The organism is Deltaproteobacteria bacterium, from assembly GCA_016875395.1.
In the GTDB taxonomy this organism is placed as follows: Bacteria; Myxococcota_A; UBA9160; order UBA9160; family UBA6930; genus VGRF01.
On sequence record VGRF01000032.1, the window covers coordinates 1 to 16,258 of the forward strand.

Sequence of the window (16,258 nt, forward strand, 5' to 3'; positions counted from 1 at the left end):
GTCGTTTGCACCACGCGTAGTAGCCGCTGGGGGAGACACCCAAGACGCGGCAGAGCGTGATCACTCGATGTTGGGCCCGATGCGCGCTCACGAATTCGAAGACCCGGACGGCACCGAGCCGGTCTCCCGCGCGAACCAGGCCGCGGCTGTTTTCAGAATCTCGCGCTCCTCGCGGAGCGCCTTGTTCTCACGCCGCAGCCGCGCGAGCTCCTGCTTGTCGTCGGTCGTCAGGCCGTCGCTACGACGCTTCGCATCGCGATCGGCTTGCGCAACCCAGTTGCGGATCGCCTGAGCCGTCGGCTCGTACTGACGAGACAGCTCCTCGGGCGTCTTGCCCGAGCGAACCAGCTCCACCAGCCGAGCCCGAAGCTCGACCGGGCACGGCCCGTGATTCCCTTTCGCCATCGTGAACTCCTCGAACCCAAGTGTTCAGGTGTCCACGAAAACGGGGCAACTCCAGCCCGCCTGTAGGTGACGAAACGGTCTCGGTGGGGATTTGTGACAACGTCCGTTCGCGACTCAGCGGGAACTCGAGCTTGTTCTTCCTGTCCCCGCACGGTTGTGCGCTCCACCGGACTCCGCGAGTTCGACGATGCGCTTCGCAGGGTCGAGCGGAGTGCTCACGCGCGGCGGGAGGTTTGCGAGTCCGCCATCGCCGCCACCTTCAAGTACCGGAACAAGACCGGTCTCGACGTCGCGATCGAGGAACTGCGCGACTACCGCCGCGCGCGCGGCAGCCTCGACGCTCCTTGGCGCATGGCCGACTTGTGCCGCGGCGCACGCGTGATCCGGCCGTAGATCGAGGCCGGCCTGTGAGCCGAGAGCGCGCTGCGTCGATCCGCCAGCGGCTCCTCACCACGCTCACGCGCTACGCCGGCGCGCCGAGCTCGGCTGGCTGCGCGCGCGCCGCCGTGGGATCGTCGCGCTTCCACGCGGAGCACGGCATGTTGGGATCTCGCGGGCGAACAGCAGTTTGTTACGGGCGCGGCCAGCGGCATGGGCCGCACGCTGGCGGGGGTAGGAAGAGCAAACGCGATTTCCCGCCGGCTTGCGAACGAACGTCGTGACAAGTCGAGTCCCGACGAGACCGCTTCGTCGCCTATAGGCGGAGCTGATCAGAGCAACCGTAGGGCCTGGCGTGTGATGTAAGGGGAGAGCGACCGCTGTGCAGACCTTGAGTGTGGCGGCACTGGACAAACCGCTCGAACGACAACCGATTTTTTGGTTCTACGGCTGTGCTTCGGTTGCCTATGGCATCAAGGACAATGCCTTCAGCTATCTACTGCTGATCTTCGCCAACCAGGTGCTGCATGTACCGGGTTACCTCGCGTCCATCGCTCTCGCCATCGCCATGTTGTGGGATGCAGCCTCGGATCTTCTGCTCGGGCACTGGTCTGACAAGACCAGCAGCCGTTACGGCCGACGCCACCCGTTCATGTATGCAGCGCTGCTGGTATTGCCGGCGTGTTTCTATTCACTCTTTAATCCGGTCATCGACATCACGCCGGAAAACGCGTTCTGGTACGTGCTGGTGATGGCGCTCCTGATTCGCACCGGAACGACCCTCTTTGAAATCCCGTCTACGTCCTTGTTACCCGATCTCGAAAAGGACTACGACCGACGCAACAAGTGGCTGGCGCTGCGTCATGCCTTTGGCTGGTATGGCGGCAATGGCATCCACACCCTCAACTTCTTCTTCTGGGTCGGTGCCTACGGCGTCACCGTGGGGACCGGTTATGCGATCTACGGCGTGGTGGGCGCACTGGTGATCGCCGCCGCCATCATCGTTTCCGCCCTGGGTACGCAGAAGGCCGCGGCGGCACTGCCGCGACCCACCGAAGTGCTGCGGTGGAACGAGATCTCCCGAGAGATCCGCCAGATCCTGCAGTCCCTGCACAATCGCCATTTCGCGGCGCTGTTCGGTTTCGGCCTGACCGTTGGCGTCGCCACCGGGCTCGGCACCGCGTTGTACCTCTACAACACCACCTATTTCTTCGGCTTCAGTGGTCCACAGATCGCAACCACCGGCGTGTGTGTGCTGCTGTCACCCTGGATCGCGTACTTCCTCGGGCCCCACGTCGGCCGGCTCTTCGGCAAGAAGAAGGCCGCCATCGTCGCGTTCTCGGGCCGCCTCGTGTTGTACCCGATGCCCTATCTCCTGTTGCTGAGTGGCAACTGGCCAGCGATCGGGAGCTGGGAGAGCCTCGCCATCTACTCCGTGTTCATCGTGCTCGAAGTGGTGGGTGTGATCATCGGTGGCGTGATGCTCGATTCGATGATGGCGGATGTGGTCGAAGACAGTGAGTTGGCGACCAAGAGACGTTCCGAGGGGCTGTTCTTCGCGGCGCGGGGATTCGCCGCCAAGGCGGTATCCGCCGGCGGCATCATCGGCGCCGGCACCATCGTGTCGCTGGTGGGGCTGGATGACATCACGAGCGCCGCGCAGGTGACTCACGCCATCCGCGTCGACATCGCTTCGATCTTCCTGCCGGCCTATCTCGGCCTGTTCGTAACGGCACTGCTCATCGTGTCTCGCTACGGCATCGACCGCGACAAGCACGTCGCGAATCTTCGCGCGCTTCATCAGACGATGGATACACCGATCGAAGAGAAGATCGGACCCGCCTGACCGGAACCGCTACGGAGCAGGCGAAGAGGGCCCGCGCCAAACGAACTACATCGGTGGCACCGGTGATTCGAGCGGGCGCACCACGACAGCGACCGCCAGCGCATCCGCTGGTCTCACGGCGGGTCTTCGGCCCGGCGCGGCAGTTTCGCGGCAGCGCGCGCGCAGGCCGCGGGTCCAACGCGGCGCGACGGTGTCACGTCGCGCATGCGCCGGGGCACACTTGCACCCGAGTCGAGGTTCCGATGTTCGCAGTCGTGAGCGCGCTCCCGTAGCTCTTCGTCGGAGCGGCGTGGGGAGGCTGGCTCGGCTTCGCGCTGGCCGAGATGAATACGTCCGTCTCGGACGCACACGGCCGCGTGCTGCTCGCATGGATCTCCGGGCTCGGCGCCGCGTGCGCGCTCGCGATCCCGCTGCAGCTGGCCGCGGTCGCGCGCCTCTCGGGCGGCCGGCGCGAGAGCTCGTTCGCGCTCGGCCTGCTCTGGGTCGCGATCGTCGGCATTGCGCTGGCGGCGACCGCGTCGATCGAATCGGGAGCCGTGCGCTGGCTGATTCGCGCAGCCATCGCTGCTGGCGCGGCGTTCGCGGTCACGCGCGTGCGCCGCGAGCTGCCGCGCGCGCTCGAAGCCGTGCTCGCACTCAGTGTCGTCGCGCTCGCGCTCGCGCTGAACGCGCGCGCGGTGGCGCGCATCGACGCGAACTCGATCCCGGTCACGACGTCGGCACCTCCCGCGCGGGAAGCGAGCGAACACCCGCTCGTGGTGATCGGCCTCGACGGGCTCGAGTGGGACAAGCTGAACGCGGGCATCGCGGCGGGCACGCTGGCGAACTTTCAGCGCGTGGTGGAGCGCTCGCTGCGATCGCACCTCGAGACGTTCGAGCCCACCTGGTCACCGATCATCTGGAACACGATCTCGACCGGGCAGTACGCGCAGCGCCACCACATCCTGCACTTCGCCGAGCAGCGGTTCCCCGGCATGCGCTGCGGCGCGCAGCGGCTGCGCTCGGACTCGGCGCTCACGCCCGAGTTCGGCGGTCTGCGACGCCTGTTCACGCTCGCCTACGACGCGGGCTTGATGCAGGAGCTGCCGATCACGGGCTGCAACCGCAAGGTGCCCGCGTTCTGGGACATGGTCTCCGCGGCGGGCGGCAGCGTCGCGGTCGTGAACTGGTGGGCGAGCTGGCCGGCGTATCCGGTTCGCGGCCAGCTCGTTTCGGACAACAACCCGGCGCGCGCCGCCTATCAGAACACCGAGGGCCACGGGAATCTCGAGGACATCGGCATCACCGAGCCGCCCGAGCTGCTGGATCGGCTCAGCAAGCTCCAGGTCGCGTTGCCGAGCGAGGCCGAGATGCTCGCCGGCGATCTGTTTCGCGACTTGACGCCGGAGGCGAAGGCGAAGCTCGTGGGGGTCGGCGAGCAGATGACGGTGCTCCCGATCATCGTGCGCTCGGACGAGTTCATGTTCCGCGCGACGCGCGACTTGATCGCGAGCGAGCGCCCGCAGCTCGCGGTGATGTACGCGACCGGCGTCGACAACCTGAGCCACCGCAAGGTGCTCGGCCCCACGGTGATCGACCGCTACTACGAGCGCGTGGACGCCTTGTTAGGGGAGCTGCTCGCGGCGACGCCGCAGGACGCGCGCATTCTGATCGTGTCGGATCACGGCTGGGTCTACACCGATGCCGGCTACGGCCACGCGGAAGCGCCCCCCGGCGTGTTCATGCTCTCCGGCCCGGACATCACGGCGGGCGAGCTGGGTCGGCTTCCTCACGTGCGCGACGTCGCGCCCACCGTGCTCGCGCTGCTCGGCCTTCCGCCGAGCGCCGACATGCCGGGTCGCGCGATCGAAGAGGCGCTGCCCGCGGGCGTCGCCGCGCGCTGGTCGCAGCGCAAGCCGCACGCCTACGCGTCGCTTGACGGCGCTGCGATCGAGCGCGCGGGCAGCGCGGAGCTGCAGGACGAGACGATCGAGCGGCTGCGCGCGCTCGGCTACGTCGAGTAGCGCCTCACCGGCCTCGCAGCATCAACCCCTCGGGCTCGAGCCCCAACAATGCGCGCCCCGCGTCGTCGATGTGGTGCGAGGCGACCGTCGTGTGCTGGCGTACCACGCGCACGTCGCGCGCGATGCGCTCGAGCGGATGGCCGAGTTGGTTCGCGGTCGTGCCGGCGGCGTCGCATACGAGGTCGACGGCCTCCGCGCAGCCGCGCGCAGCGTCCGAGCACGCGATCTGGAACAGCGCGCGCTCTCGCGTCGTGACGTGCGCCCCCATGCGCACGCGCTCCCACAGCTCCGCGACCAGCTCGAACACGAGCGCGCGCGCCGCACGCACGCGCACCTCGGCGAGGGCGACCGCGCGGTGCGCGGCGCCGCGCGTGCGCAGCGTCGCCGAGCTGAAGCGCGGCACCTTGCCTTCGGCGAGCGCGACGAAAGCGTCGATGCCCGCGCGCGCGATGCCGAGGCACACGCCGACTTTGTTGTACGCGAGGCGCGAGCCGAGCGGGAAACGCAGGAACGGCGAGTCGCCGCGCGTCGCGCCGATCGGCGACACGATGCGCGCGTCCGGCACGAAGACGCCGCTGAGCCGCACGTCGTGTGAGCCTGAGCCGCGCAGGCCGCCCACATGCCATGTATCGAGGATCTCGAAGTGCGGCGCTTCGACCATCGCGTACACCGGAATCGCGCCGGGCTTCGGCGCGCCGTTCTCGTGTGGCAGCACGAGTCCGCCGAACGCCGAGCTGTTGTGGCACCCGCTCACGAACTGCCACTGGCCCGTCACGCGGTAGCCGCCGCTCTCGCGCTCGGCGCGACCAACTGCCGCGGTCGAGCTGCAGAAGATCGCGCGCGGGTCGGCGATCAGCTCCGGGCAAGTCGTGAACGCCGGCGCGATCAGCCCGAACGACTCGATGCCGATCATCAGGTTCCAGCCGGCGCTGCCGTCCGCGGTAGAGATCGCCTCGATCACCGCGATCTGCTGCATCGGATCGGAGTCTTCGCCGTGAAACTCTTTCGGCGCGCCGAGCCGGTAGAGCCCGGCTTCTGCGAGCGCGAGCGCAACGGCGCGCGGCAGGCGCCGCTCGCGCTCAGCTTCGTCTGCGTGCGCGCGCACGAGGGGCTGGAGATCACGCGCGCGCTGGACGGGATCGCTGGCGCCGGTGGGCATGACGGCTCCTCAGGGACGCGAGCATACGGCGACCCACCGCGGCCGAGTCGCGCCTGCGTGCTTCAGATCTCTCGCCCCGCGCGATGTCCCTGCGCAATCGCCCCCGGGAGCAGTCCCGCCTCGCACGCATCGCCGACGACCACCGCGCTGATGCCGAGCGCCTCGATCTCGCCGGCGAGCGCGCGGTTGGGTCGCTTCGCGAGCGAGGTCACCACCACGCTTGCGCTCACGGGCTCCTGCGGGCTCGCGCCGCGCGTAGTGCCTAACAAGCAGCGCTCCCGCTCGATCGCGCGCAGCGTCGCGCGCGTGCGCAGCGTGAAGCGCCCGCTCGCCTCGAGGCGCTCGCGCGCAGGCCGCGCCACGAGCGCGCTCTCCATCAGCGGCGCGAAGCGCGAGTGCGGCGTCGCGAACGTGACGTTCAAGCCGTGCGCCGCGAGGAGCTCCGCAGCACCGATCGCTTCGTACGCGCCGACCTCGTCGTACACGAGCGCGTGCGCGCCCATGCCCTCGACCGGACCGCTCGCCACGAGGTCCTTCGCCGCGACGACGTGGGGAAGCTGCGCGCCGGGGATGTCGGTCAGCGCGGGCAGGGCGCCGGTCGCCACGATCACCGCGTCAGCCGCGAAGCCGCGCACGTACGCAGCATCGACGCGAACGCCGAGCTTCACGTCCACGCCGAGGCGCGCGATCTCGCGCGCGAGCCAGTCCGCGATGTCGCCGATGCTCTCGTGGTGCGGTGCGCGCCGCGCGATGCGCAGCGTGCCGCCGAGCGCGTCGCTCGCCTCCGCGAGCACGACGCGATGCCCGCGCAGCGCAGCGATGCGCGCCGCTTCCAAGCCGGCGGGCCCGCCTCCGATCACGAGCACGCGCTTGGGCTGCGCTGCGCGTTCGAGGAGGTCCTCCGAAAGCGTGAGCTCGCGCCCGGCAGCGACGTTGACGGTGCAGCCGAGGCGGCCCGTCGCGAGGCCGCCGACACATCCCTGATTGCAGCCGATGCACGGCCGCACCTCGGACGCGCGTCCCGAGACGGTCTTCCGCACGATCTCGGCGTCCGCGATGTGCGCGCGCGTCATGCCGACCAAGTCCGCGACGCCGTCCTCGAGCACGCGCTCCGCCTCCGCGAGCGTGCGGAAGCGCCCCGTCACGATGCGCGGCAGCGTCGTCAGGGCGGTGAGCGGCGCCGCGTGTGCGAGCTCGTAGCCGCTGGGCTCGTGCATCGCGCCGATGATCTTGTGCGGGTTCTCGCTACTGCCGTGCGAGACGTTCAGGTAGTCGACGACACCCTCGCGAAGGACGCGCTCCACGATCGCGCGGTGCTCCTCCACGTTGAGGCCACCCGGGCGATTGTGCGGTCCGACGCGCGTGCCGAGTGGAACGCGCGGGCCGATCGCATTGCGCACCGCGCGCAGCACTTCGAGGTAGAAGCGCATGCGGTTCTCGAACGAGCCGCCGTAGGCGTCCTCGCGCCGATTCGTGTGCGGCGAAAGAAACTGCTGGATCAGGTAGCCGTGCGCGCAGTGCACCTCGACGCCATCGAGGCCGCCGGCCACCGCGCGCCGCGCCGCGGCCGCGAACGCCTCGACCATCGCGGCGATCTCGCCGAGGGTCATCGCGTGGGTTTGCGCGTTGTTGTTGGGATTCACGAGCTCCGAAGCAGACCACGGCTTCTCGCCTGGCGCTCCGAGATCACTCCCGAGATGATTCAGCTGTGAGAAGACGCGCATCCCATGCGGCCGCACGGCGCGCATCAACAACTCGTACCGGGGAATGATCGAGTCGTCCCATGCGTTCAGCGTCATCGGGCCCGAAGGATGGATGCCCGACGCCTCGAGCATCGACAGCCCGACGCCGCCGCGCGCGCGGGCTTCGTGGTACGCGATGAGATCGTCGCTCAGCGCGCCCCCGCCGAGGTTCGTGCCGTGTGCCGTCCGCACGACGCGGTTCTTGATGACGACGCCGTTGATCGCGATGGGGGAGAGGACGCGATCGAGCAACACCACGAGCTCAATCCACGATCGCTGGATACACGATGCTCTTCAGCTGCCCGCGGAAGTTGAACGTGCCGCTCGGCATCAGCTGCACCATGAAGATCACGGCGAGGTCTTCCTTGGGGTCGACCCAGAACGCGGTGCTCGCTGCGCCGCCCCAGGCGTATTCGCCCGCGGAGCCGATGGTCTGCGCCTTGGCGAGGTCCATCGTCACGGAGAAGCCGAGGCCGAAGCCGACGCCGTCGTAGGCGATCTGGCTGAACTGACCGCCGACGTTCATCCGCGTGATGTCGCGGCCCTCGGGCAGGTGGTTCATCGACATCAGCTCGATCGTCTTGCGGCCGAGGATGCGCGCGCCGCCCAGCGCGCCGCCGTTCAGCAGCATCTGGCAGAAGCGCGCGTAGTCGCGCGCGGTCGAGACGAGCCCGCCGCCGCCCGAGAGGAACGCGGGCGGCTCGGCGAAGATGCTCTTCATGCGGTCGTCTTCCACGCGCAGCGACTTGTCCGGCATGCGCGTGTAGTTCGTGCTGAAGCGATCGAGCTTCTCCGCCGGCACGAAGAACGCGGTGTCGACCATGCCGAGGGGCTCGAAGATCTCCTCGCGCAGGAACACGTCGAGGCGTTTGCCGGAGATGCGATCGATCAGGTGCCCTAACACGTCGGTCGAGACCGAGTAGTTCCAGCGCGTGCCCGGCGAGAACTCGAGCGGCAGCTTCGCGAGCGTGGCGATCATCTCGTCGAGCGACTTGTCGCGCTCGCCGATGCCGAGCCGCCGATACGCGCGGTCGACGTTGGTGCGCTCCATGAAGCCGTACGTGAGCCCCGACATGTGCGTGAACAGGTCGCGCACGCTCATCGCGCGCTCGCACGGGCGAGTTGCGAAGGTGGGGTGATTGCCACCGTCGAACACGCGCAGGTCGCGCCACGCGGGGATGAAGCGGTGCACCGGATCTTCGAGTTGGAACGCGCCGCGCTCGTAGAGCGTCATCAGGGCGACGCTCGTGACCGGCTTCGACATGGAGTAGATGCGGAAGATCGTGTCGTCGCGCATCGGCACGCCGCGCTCGCGGTCCGCGAGGCCCTGCGCCTTCAGGTACGCGATGCGCCCGCGCCGCTGCACGAGCGTGAGCGCGCCCGCGATCTTCTTGTCCGCGAGATAGCGCCGCTCAAGATGCTCCTCGATGCGCGCGAGGCGTGCCGAGGAGAGTCCGACTTCTTCGGGGCGTGCGAGGTCCATGCGCGGGCTCCTTCGCCGCGCACGGTATCTCGCCTCCGCTCAACCCTTCACGCACACCACCTGGCGCAGCTCGTGCACCACCTCGACGAGGTCGCGCTGCGCTTCCATCACCGCGTCGATCGGCTTGTATGCCGCCGGCGTCTCGTCGATCACGTCCGCGTCCTTGCGGCACTCGACGCCCGCGGTCGCCGCCGCGTGGTCCTCGAGCGAGAAGCGCCGCTTCGCTTCCGCGCGCGACATCGCGCGGCCCGCGCCGTGCGAGCAGCTGTGGAAGCTCTCGGCGTTGCCCTTGCCGCGCACGATGTACGAGCGCGCGCCCATCGAGCCGGGGATGATTCCGAGCTCGCCTTCGCGAGCGCGCACCGCGCCCTTGCGCGTCACGAGCACGTTCTCTCCGTAATGACTCTCGCGCGCGACGTAGTTGTGGTGGCAGTTCACCGCGACGTCGGTCGCCGCGAACGGCCGCAGCCCAGCCGCGCCGAGCGCCGCGAGCACGTGGCTCATCATCAGGCGCCGGTTCGTCATCGCGAACTCCTGCGCCCAGCTCACCGCTTCCACGTAGTCGTCGAAGGGCTCCGTGCCTTCGGGGAAGTAGGCGAGGTTGCGATCGGGCAGCTGGATGAACCAGCGCTCCATGTCCTTGCGCGCGAGCTCGATGAAGTAGGAGCCGATGCGGTTGCCGACGCCGCGCGAGCCCGAGTGGAGCATCACCCACACGCGCTGCGCCTCGTCGAGGCACACCTCGATGAAGTGGTTGCCCGTGCCGAGCGTCGCGAGGTGCACGCGATGGTTCGAGCTCTTCACCGCGGGGTGCTTCTCCGCGATGCGCTCGAACGCGGGCGCGAGCTGCGCCCACGCCTCGTTCACCGCGTCCGGCGCTTCGCCCACGAGCCCTTGTCGCGACCGCCGCGCGAGCGCGAGAGCCCGTGCGGCACCGCGCGCTCGATCGCGTCGCGCACGCCGAACAGGTGGTCAGGCAGATCGCTCGCCACGAGCGTGGTCTGCACCGCCATCATTCCGCAGCCGATGTCGACGCCGACCGCGGCCGGCACGATCGCGCCGCGCGTCGGAATCACGGAGCCGACGGTCGCGCCGATGCCCCAGTGCACGTCCGGCATCGCGGCGACCCAGCCGTGGATGAACGGCAGCCGCGCCACGTTCTCGAGCTGCGCGCGCGCCTCGGCTTCGAAGGGCACGCCTCGCGTCCAAGACTTGATCGGAACGCCGCCCTCGGGCCGCATCACTTCGTAGCTGGGCTCGCGCACGCGCCGTGATTAGCGGAAGCGCGCTACCCGTAGTACGTCGATCCGAGGAGCCGCAGCATGCTCACGAGCTTCTTGCAGCGCCCCATCTTTCAGTACGCCTGGGTGGTGAACGACCTCGACGCCGGCGCGAGGCGCTGGGCCGAGCTGTTCGGCGCGGGCCCGTTCTTCACTGCGCGCCGCCACAAGGCGGAGGGCTACTTCCGTTATCGCGGCAAGCCCGAGGAGTGCGAGCTCTCCTACGCCTTCGCCTACTGCGGGCCCGTGCAGATCCAGCTCATTCAGCTGCACGACGAAACGCCGTCGATCTTCCGCGAGATGTTCAAGCCCGGCGAGGAGGGCTTCCATCACGTCGGCATCCTCAGCGAGAACTTCGCCGCGGACAAGCAGCACTTCCTCGATCGCGGCCTCGACCTCGCCGTCGAGATGTGGAGCGGCGCCGACGTTTGTTACTTCGACGCGCGCAAGCAGATCGGCTGCTTCGTCGAGATGCACGGCGACTCGAAGATCATCCGCGAGATCTTCTCGGGTTGGCAGACGGCGCACGAAGGCTGGGACGGGCGCGACCCCGTGCGCGAGCCGAACGGGCCGCGCATCGAGAAGCGGAAGTAGCCGCGTGGAGCCCGGCCGCGTGGTCACGTGGCTCGGCCTCGAGGTGCGCGACGAAGCGGAGTACGCCCGCTATCGCGCGGCGATGACGCCGATCCGCGAGCGCTACGGCGGCCGCTTCGAGCACGACTTCGCGATCGCGCGCGTGCTGCAGTCGAGCGCGAGCGAGCGCATCAACCGCGTCTTCGCGCACTCGTTCCCTGACGCGGAGAAGCGCGCCGCGTTCTACGCGGACCCCGCGTATCAACGCGTGCGTGCGGCGCACTTCGAGCCCGCGGTCGCGAGCACGCATCGGCTCGCGCTGTTCGTCGCAACGTAAGGACCGCGCGTTCAGCGAAGCGGCGGCGACTCCTTGAGCTTGGCTCGCATCGCGTCGAACGTCTCGGCGTTGGAGGGCGCGATGTTCGGACGACCAACCATCACGCCCATCGTGATCGTTCCCTGTACGTAGTAGACGTCCCCAGCTGCAACCTCGAGGTGAAGTTCGTCCTTCGCCTCGGAGTGAACGGTGAACTTGTGCGGGCCGGCATCGAACGCAACGGCGAAGTAGCTGCCAACGGTGAGCTTGCCGAGTTCGCGTTCCCCCTCGCGCACGATGAATCGAATCGCGCCGCCCATGAAGTTGCGCGGGCGGAAGAACACCACCACCCCTTGGTTCGGCCCCGCGAGAGACTCGAAGTCGAAGGCCGGAGGGGCGGGAGTAGGCACTTCCGCCGTGGCCGCAGCCGGCTCTTCTTGGGTCGTTGTAGCCGCGGGTTCCGCGGGAGCCGGCGCGGGGCTCGGCGTTGCGCACGCAAAGCTCGCTGCAATGGCTGCGATCAGCAGCGTGTGGGCGTTGCCCTTACTCATCGTCATCAGACGTGTTCTCCGGCGGGGCTGAGGGGATGGGTGGTAGGCGCACATCGTCCGCAACGATCGCGACCATCTCGGTGCCTGCGGCAATCACGATGTTCCCACCGCGAATGAAGATCCCGGGGAGGCCGATCGCAATCGAGACTGCTCCCGCGATGTCAGTTCGGCTCTTTCCGTTGTCCGCGATGAAGCTGCGCAGCGGGACCTCTCGATCGCCCACCGAGGCGCGCCGCGCGGTTGCGATCAGCTCACCCGCTTTCCCGATCCACCCGGCCTTCTCGGCATGCACGATCTCGCCTTCCGCGCTCGTGCCGGCCGGAATCACGACGTGACCGTCAACGGTGACGGGCGACAGCACGGTGAGTCGAAACTTGTCGCCGCGCTGACTGAGGTGGGAACCGATTTCTTGCTACAGTCGGACGCGGACTTCGTTGCCCGCCGGAAGAGTCAACTCAGCGGTGGGCGGGTTGACCTCGATGGCCGTCTCGATGAGCAGCGGTACATCCACGGCCGCGGGCTGGTCTTGTGCGACTGCCGCGCCCGCAATGAACAGGGCGAGAGCCGAGCAGCAGATCCGCCGTGAAGACAATTTCACAACGTCAATCCTCTCCGCTGTTCGGTGGAGGCGCAAGGAAATTCCCACTCCTTCACGACTTCGCGAGCGCGCGCCGCAGCGCGTCCTGCGCCTCGCGCGCTCCGCGCTGGGAGACCTCGGCGCTCGCGATCAAGGCCGAGCCGTGGAAGGTGCCCGGGAAGTTGTGCAGCTCGACGGGCACGCCGGCCTGGAGCAGCCGCAGCGCGTAGAGGATGCCCTCGTCGCGCAGCGGGTCGAACTCCATGGTGGAGACGTACGCCGGCGGCAGACCTGTTAGGTCCTTCGCGCGCGCGGGCGCTGCGTAGGGCGAGACCTCGCCCGCGTGGTTCGGCCCGAGGTAGTGCTTCCAGCTCCACACCGCGTTGGGGCGATTCCAAAGCGGCGTGTCGGTGAAGGCGAGCATCGAGGGCGTGTCGAGCCGGTCGTCGAGCTCGGGGATCTCGAGCAGCTGGAAGCACAGCGCGGGAAAGCCGCGATCGCGCGCGATCAGTGCCGTGCCCGCCGCCAGCCCACCTCCCGCGCTCTGGCCCGCGATCGCGATGCGCGCCGAGTCGACGCCGAGGTCCGCCGCGTGCCGCGCGGTCCAGCACAGCGCGGCGTAACAATCCTCGACGCCTGCCGGAAACGGATGCTCGGGTGCGAGCCGGTACTCGACCGAGACGACGACCGCATCGAGCGCGGCAGCGGTGACCTGGCACCACGCGTCCATCATGTCGATCGAGCCCATCAAGAAACCGCCGCCGTGAATCTCGAACACGCAGCCGCGCGGCCCGCTCGCGGCGGCGCGCGGTGTGTAGATGCGCACGGGCACCTGCGGCGCGCCTGTGGGGCCGGGCACGAGCGCGTCGCGCTTCACGACGTCCGCGCGATCGGGCGGCGGCGGAAACATCGCGAGCCGCGCCGCGCGAATCTCGCGGATCGACTCGACCGTCGAGAGGTTCGAGAGCGTGGGCATGTTCGCGATCAGCGGTGCGAGCTCACGGTCGTAGCGGTGGGTGGGCATGGGGAGCGAGGCTAGAGCGAGGGCCCCGCGATTTAAGCGACCCCATACTTCATCGAGCGCACGCATAAAGAGCGCGTTCAGCGGCGCGATGTCGCTCGGCCTGCGCTCGTAGAGAGGACGCAGAGCTTCGTGACGCGCGAGCTCGCTCTCGATGAACGCGCTGATCGCTGGAATGCGCGGTCCATCGCTGAGCTCGCGGCCCGCGCGCTTGTCGGCGAGCAGCGCATCGATCGCCGCGCGCACTGGCACATCGCCAACGGTCGCTTCGACGAGTGCGCCGAACTCCATCGGCACGGGACCGAGGCCAGCCTCGATCCAGCGCACGGCGAGCAGCGGGCGGAGCACGTAGAAGTACTTCTTCGTCCACACGCGCTCGCCGCGGAGGTGTTCGCGAAAGTTGCCGCGAGCCATGTGCAGGTAGTGGTACGTCGCCGAGTCCGCACGGAAGTACTCCGCGAGCGCCGTACGCAGCTGCGCCGCGAGCGTGCCTTCCTCGCGGTACACGATCGGCGACTGGACCCACTCGAACAGGGGCGGGTTCGACTTCCGTAACAACTGAAGCGCTTTGCGCAGGTCCCAACCATTCACGTCCCAGACGCCCTCGATCGGGGCCTCGATCACGTCGCGCTGATCCTCGAGGTCCACTCGCAGATAGAACTCGCGCGGGCGCAGGTAGAGGAAGCGCACGTCGAAGTCGGAGTCGGCGGACGCGAAGCCCCATGCGCGACTGCCCGACTCGCATGCGAACACGACGCGCACCTCGTTGGCGCGCTCGATCGCGGCGAGCCGGTCCACGATCTCGTTCCAGGCGTCGCTGGGAATCGAGGGATGCATCGGAGCAGCTTACTCGCGACGATGCGCGCCTCCCGCATCCGGCGCATCATGCGCGGCTCATCAGGAGATCCGCGTGGGCAATCTCGTCGTGACGGAGCAGCGCGGGGCGACGCGCATCTTGCGCCTCAATCGCCCCGAGGCGCGCAACTCGCTCTCGCCGGAGCTGATCGGCGAGCTCGGCGCGGCGCTCGACGACGCGGTGAAGGACGACGCGGTGCGCGCCGTGATTCTCACGGGCACCGGCGACCGCGCGTTCTGCGCAGGCATGGATCTGCGCGCGTTCGCGGAGGGACGCACCGCGCGGATCGCGGGCGGCCCGGATCCGATGGCGGCGTTCGGGAAGTTCATTCGCGACAGCATCCCGAAGCCGATCATCGGCGCCGCGCAGGCGACCGCGGTCGCGGGCGGCTTCGAGTTGCTGATGGCGTGCGACCTGATCGTGGCCTCGTCGGCCGCGCAGTTCGGAATCCCCGAGGCGAAGCGCGGCCTGTTCGCGGCCGGCGGCGGCGTGTTTCTCAGCAAGCGCATTCCGCTCGCGCTCGCCCTCGAGCTGGGCATGACCGGCGACGTGATCTCCGCGCAGCGCGCACTCGAGCTCGGCCTCATCAACAAGGTCGTCGCGCCGGACCAAGTGATCGCCGAGGCGCTCGCGCTCGCAGACCGCATCGCGGAGAACGGCCCGCTCGGCGTGCAGGCGACGAAGGAGTTGATGCGCCTCGCAGTCGCGTCGACGCTCGCGGAGGCCGAAGCGCGCCAGCGCGTGCTGCAGCCGAGAGTGTTCGCCTCGGAGGACGCGAAGGAGGGCAGCCTCGCGTTCGTGGAGAAGCGGAAGCCAATCTGGAAGGGCCGCTGATGCCCGTTGCGATGATTACCGGCTCCGCGCGCGGCATCGGCGCGGCAATCGCGCGCAAGCTCGCTGCCGACGGATTCGCGGTGGGCGTGTGCGACCTGAACGGCGAGGGCGCGGCGGTGACGGCTCGCGACATCGCCGAGAGTGGTGCGCGCAGCGCGAGCTGCGGCGTCGACGTGTCGGACGCGCGCTCGGTCGCCACGTGCGCCGACGCGTTCGAGGCGAAGCTCGGCCCGATCGACGTGCTCGTGAACAACGCGGGCATCGACGTGCCCGCGTTCTTCATCGACTCGAAAGAAGTGGACTGGGATCGCCTCTGGGCCGTCAACGTGAAGGGCGTGCTGCACTGCACGCAGCGCGTGCTGCCGAGCATGATCGAGCGCAAGCACGGGCGCGTGATCAACATCGCGTCGGACGCGGGGCGCGTGGGCGCCGGCGGCGAAGCGGTCTACAGCGCGACGAAGGGCGCCGTGCTCGCCTTCACGAAGGCGCTCGCGCGCGAAGTCGCGCGCCACGAGATCACGGTGAACGCGGTCTGCCCGGGCGCGACCGACACCGCGCTGCTCGCGCTGCTCGGCGACTTCAACCCGAAGCTCCACGCCGGCCTGACGCGCAGCATCCCGCTGCGGCGCGTCGGCCAGCCCGAGGACGTCGCCGGCGCGGTCGCGTACCTCGCGAGCGAGGCGGCTTCCTACGTCACCGGCCAGTCGCTCTCGGTGAGCGGCGGCCTGACGATGCTCTGAGCTCTGGGGACCGCTGCGTGGAGACTTGGCAGCTCATCGCCCGCGAGGGCATCCGCGACACGATCTCGCGCTACACGTGGTGCAGCGAGTTCATGGACAGCGCGGGCTTCGCGGATTGCTTCACCGCGGACGCGGTCCTCGAGATCAAAGACGGCGCGACGTATCACGGGCGCGACGGCGTCGTCTCGATGATCACGGGCGTGCGCGACCGCACGCGCGAGCTGGCGCCCGTAACGAGTGGCGCGCCCGCCGTGATGCGCCACCACGTCTCGTCGATTCGCATCGAGCTCGACGGCCGCGAGCGCGCCCGCGCGTTCTCGTACTTCGCGGTGTTCGTGCCGCCGCACGGGCATGATCACTGGGGCCGCTATGCGGATGAGCTCGTGCTGGAGCGCGACGGCCGCTGGCGTTTCGCGCGCCGCCGCGTGAGCGTGGACGGCGCGGTCGCGGCTTCCAAGATGTTCCCGCTGCCGAAGTCCTGATCACTCGGGGTC

General features: G+C 68.9%; 14 protein-coding genes and 1 pseudogene. 7 read left to right on the forward strand and 8 right to left on the reverse strand.

Features of this window, described 5'->3' with window-relative positions; genetic code table 11:
- Window positions 1-87: 87 nt before the first annotated feature.
- Window positions 88-354, reverse strand: a complete 267-nt coding sequence (locus FJ091_18875) for a hypothetical protein (GenBank protein ID MBM4385423.1) — start codon at window positions 352-354, stop codon at window positions 88-90.
- A gap of 811 nt (window positions 355-1,165) precedes the next feature.
- Between FJ091_18875 and FJ091_18880 the strand changes: the two genes are divergently transcribed.
- Together FJ091_18880 and FJ091_18885 are read left to right on the forward strand one after the other, a co-directional pair.
- Window positions 1,166-2,629: an MFS transporter gene (locus FJ091_18880; GenBank protein ID MBM4385424.1), complete on the forward strand. Its 1,464-nt coding sequence runs from the start codon at window positions 1,166-1,168 to the stop codon at window positions 2,627-2,629.
- A gap of 323 nt (window positions 2,630-2,952) precedes the next feature.
- Window positions 2,953-4,632 carry an alkaline phosphatase family protein gene (locus FJ091_18885; protein ID MBM4385425.1) on the forward strand — a complete coding sequence of 560 codons (1,680 nt, stop codon included), beginning with the start codon at window positions 2,953-2,955 and terminating at the stop codon, window positions 4,630-4,632.
- Window positions 4,633-4,636: 4 nt separating this feature from the next.
- Here FJ091_18885 and FJ091_18890 read toward each other — a convergent pair whose 3' ends face one another.
- The 4 genes and pseudogenes from FJ091_18890 to FJ091_18905 all read right to left on the reverse strand — a co-directional run bounded on the left by FJ091_18890 (window position 4,637) and on the right by FJ091_18905 (window position 10,257).
- Complete coding sequence (locus tag FJ091_18890; GenBank protein MBM4385426.1) at window positions 4,637-5,791, reverse strand: acyl-CoA dehydrogenase family protein; 1,155 nt, start codon at window positions 5,789-5,791, stop codon at window positions 4,637-4,639.
- 62 nt (window positions 5,792-5,853) lie between these two features.
- The gene (locus FJ091_18895; protein MBM4385427.1) at window positions 5,854-7,788 is read right to left on the reverse strand and encodes an FAD-dependent oxidoreductase; all 1,935 of its coding nucleotides are present in this window, start codon (window positions 7,786-7,788) and stop codon (window positions 5,854-5,856) included.
- A gap of 7 nt (window positions 7,789-7,795) precedes the next feature.
- Complete coding sequence (locus FJ091_18900; protein MBM4385428.1) at window positions 7,796-9,016, reverse strand: beta-lactamase family protein; 1,221 nt, start codon at window positions 9,014-9,016, stop codon at window positions 7,796-7,798.
- Window positions 9,017-9,055: 39 nt separating this feature from the next.
- Window positions 9,056-10,257 (reverse strand): annotated as a pseudogene (locus FJ091_18905) (RtcB family protein).
- Window positions 10,258-10,338: 81 nt separating this feature from the next.
- Between FJ091_18905 and FJ091_18910 the strand changes: the two are divergent.
- Both FJ091_18910 and FJ091_18915 read left to right on the forward strand, forming a co-directional pair.
- Entirely contained in the window at window positions 10,339-10,890 is a 552-nt protein-coding gene (locus FJ091_18910; protein ID MBM4385429.1) for a VOC family protein, read from the forward strand.
- Window positions 10,891-10,972: 82 nt separating this feature from the next.
- Entirely contained in the window at window positions 10,973-11,206 is a 234-nt protein-coding gene (locus FJ091_18915; GenBank protein ID MBM4385430.1) for a DUF1330 domain-containing protein, read from the forward strand.
- A gap of 11 nt (window positions 11,207-11,217) precedes the next feature.
- Here FJ091_18915 and FJ091_18920 read toward each other — a convergent pair whose 3' ends face one another.
- The 3 genes from FJ091_18920 to FJ091_18930 form a co-directional block, all read right to left on the reverse strand.
- The gene (locus FJ091_18920) at window positions 11,218-11,742 is read right to left on the reverse strand and encodes a DUF2846 domain-containing protein (GenBank protein MBM4385431.1); all 525 of its coding nucleotides are present in this window, start codon (window positions 11,740-11,742) and stop codon (window positions 11,218-11,220) included.
- A complete protein-coding gene (locus tag FJ091_18925; protein ID MBM4385432.1) occupies window positions 11,729-12,097 on the reverse strand; it encodes a hypothetical protein in 369 nt (122 codons plus the stop codon). The genes FJ091_18920 and FJ091_18925 overlap by 14 nt, the downstream gene beginning before the upstream one ends.
- Window positions 12,098-12,386: 289 nt before the next feature.
- Complete coding sequence (locus tag FJ091_18930; protein ID MBM4385433.1) at window positions 12,387-14,171, reverse strand: nucleotidyltransferase domain-containing protein; 1,785 nt, start codon at window positions 14,169-14,171, stop codon at window positions 12,387-12,389.
- Between the two features lie 67 nt (window positions 14,172-14,238).
- On the opposite strand from FJ091_18930, the gene FJ091_18935 reads away from it, so the two are divergent.
- From FJ091_18935 to FJ091_18945, 3 genes are read left to right on the forward strand one after another with little or no spacing between them, the layout of a single operon-like run.
- Window positions 14,239-15,024: an enoyl-CoA hydratase/isomerase family protein gene (locus FJ091_18935; protein ID MBM4385434.1), complete on the forward strand. Its 786-nt coding sequence runs from the start codon at window positions 14,239-14,241 to the stop codon at window positions 15,022-15,024.
- Window positions 15,024-15,764, forward strand: coding sequence for a glucose 1-dehydrogenase (locus tag FJ091_18940; protein ID MBM4385435.1), 741 nt, complete (start codon window positions 15,024-15,026; stop codon window positions 15,762-15,764). The genes FJ091_18935 and FJ091_18940 overlap by 1 nt, the downstream gene beginning before the upstream one ends.
- Before the next feature lie 17 nt (window positions 15,765-15,781).
- Window positions 15,782-16,246 (forward strand): nuclear transport factor 2 family protein, encoded by a 465-nt coding sequence (locus tag FJ091_18945; protein MBM4385436.1) that lies wholly within the window; start codon window positions 15,782-15,784, stop codon window positions 16,244-16,246.
- The last annotated feature ends 12 nt before the right edge of the window (window positions 16,247-16,258 follow it).

Excerpts from the sequence above, each read along its gene's own strand:
- FJ091_18885 (MBM4385425.1), top strand. The coding sequence starts at position 2,953 with ATGAATACGTCCGTCTCGGACGCACACGGCCGCGTGCTGCTCGCATGG.
- FJ091_18890 (MBM4385426.1), bottom strand. The coding sequence starts at position 5,791 with ATGCCCACCGGCGCCAGCGATCCCGTCCAGCGCGCGCGTGATCTCCAG.
- FJ091_18900 (MBM4385428.1), bottom strand. The coding sequence starts at position 9,016 with ATGGACCTCGCACGCCCCGAAGAAGTCGGACTCTCCTCGGCACGCCTC.
- FJ091_18910 (MBM4385429.1), top strand. The coding sequence starts at position 10,339 with ATGCTCACGAGCTTCTTGCAGCGCCCCATCTTTCAGTACGCCTGGGTG.
- FJ091_18915 (MBM4385430.1), top strand. The coding sequence starts at position 10,973 with ATGACGCCGATCCGCGAGCGCTACGGCGGCCGCTTCGAGCACGACTTC.
- FJ091_18920 (MBM4385431.1), bottom strand. The coding sequence starts at position 11,742 with ATGACGATGAGTAAGGGCAACGCCCACACGCTGCTGATCGCAGCCATT.
- FJ091_18930 (MBM4385433.1), bottom strand. The coding sequence starts at position 14,171 with ATGCATCCCTCGATTCCCAGCGACGCCTGGAACGAGATCGTGGACCGG.
- FJ091_18940 (MBM4385435.1), top strand. The coding sequence starts at position 15,024 with ATGCCCGTTGCGATGATTACCGGCTCCGCGCGCGGCATCGGCGCGGCA.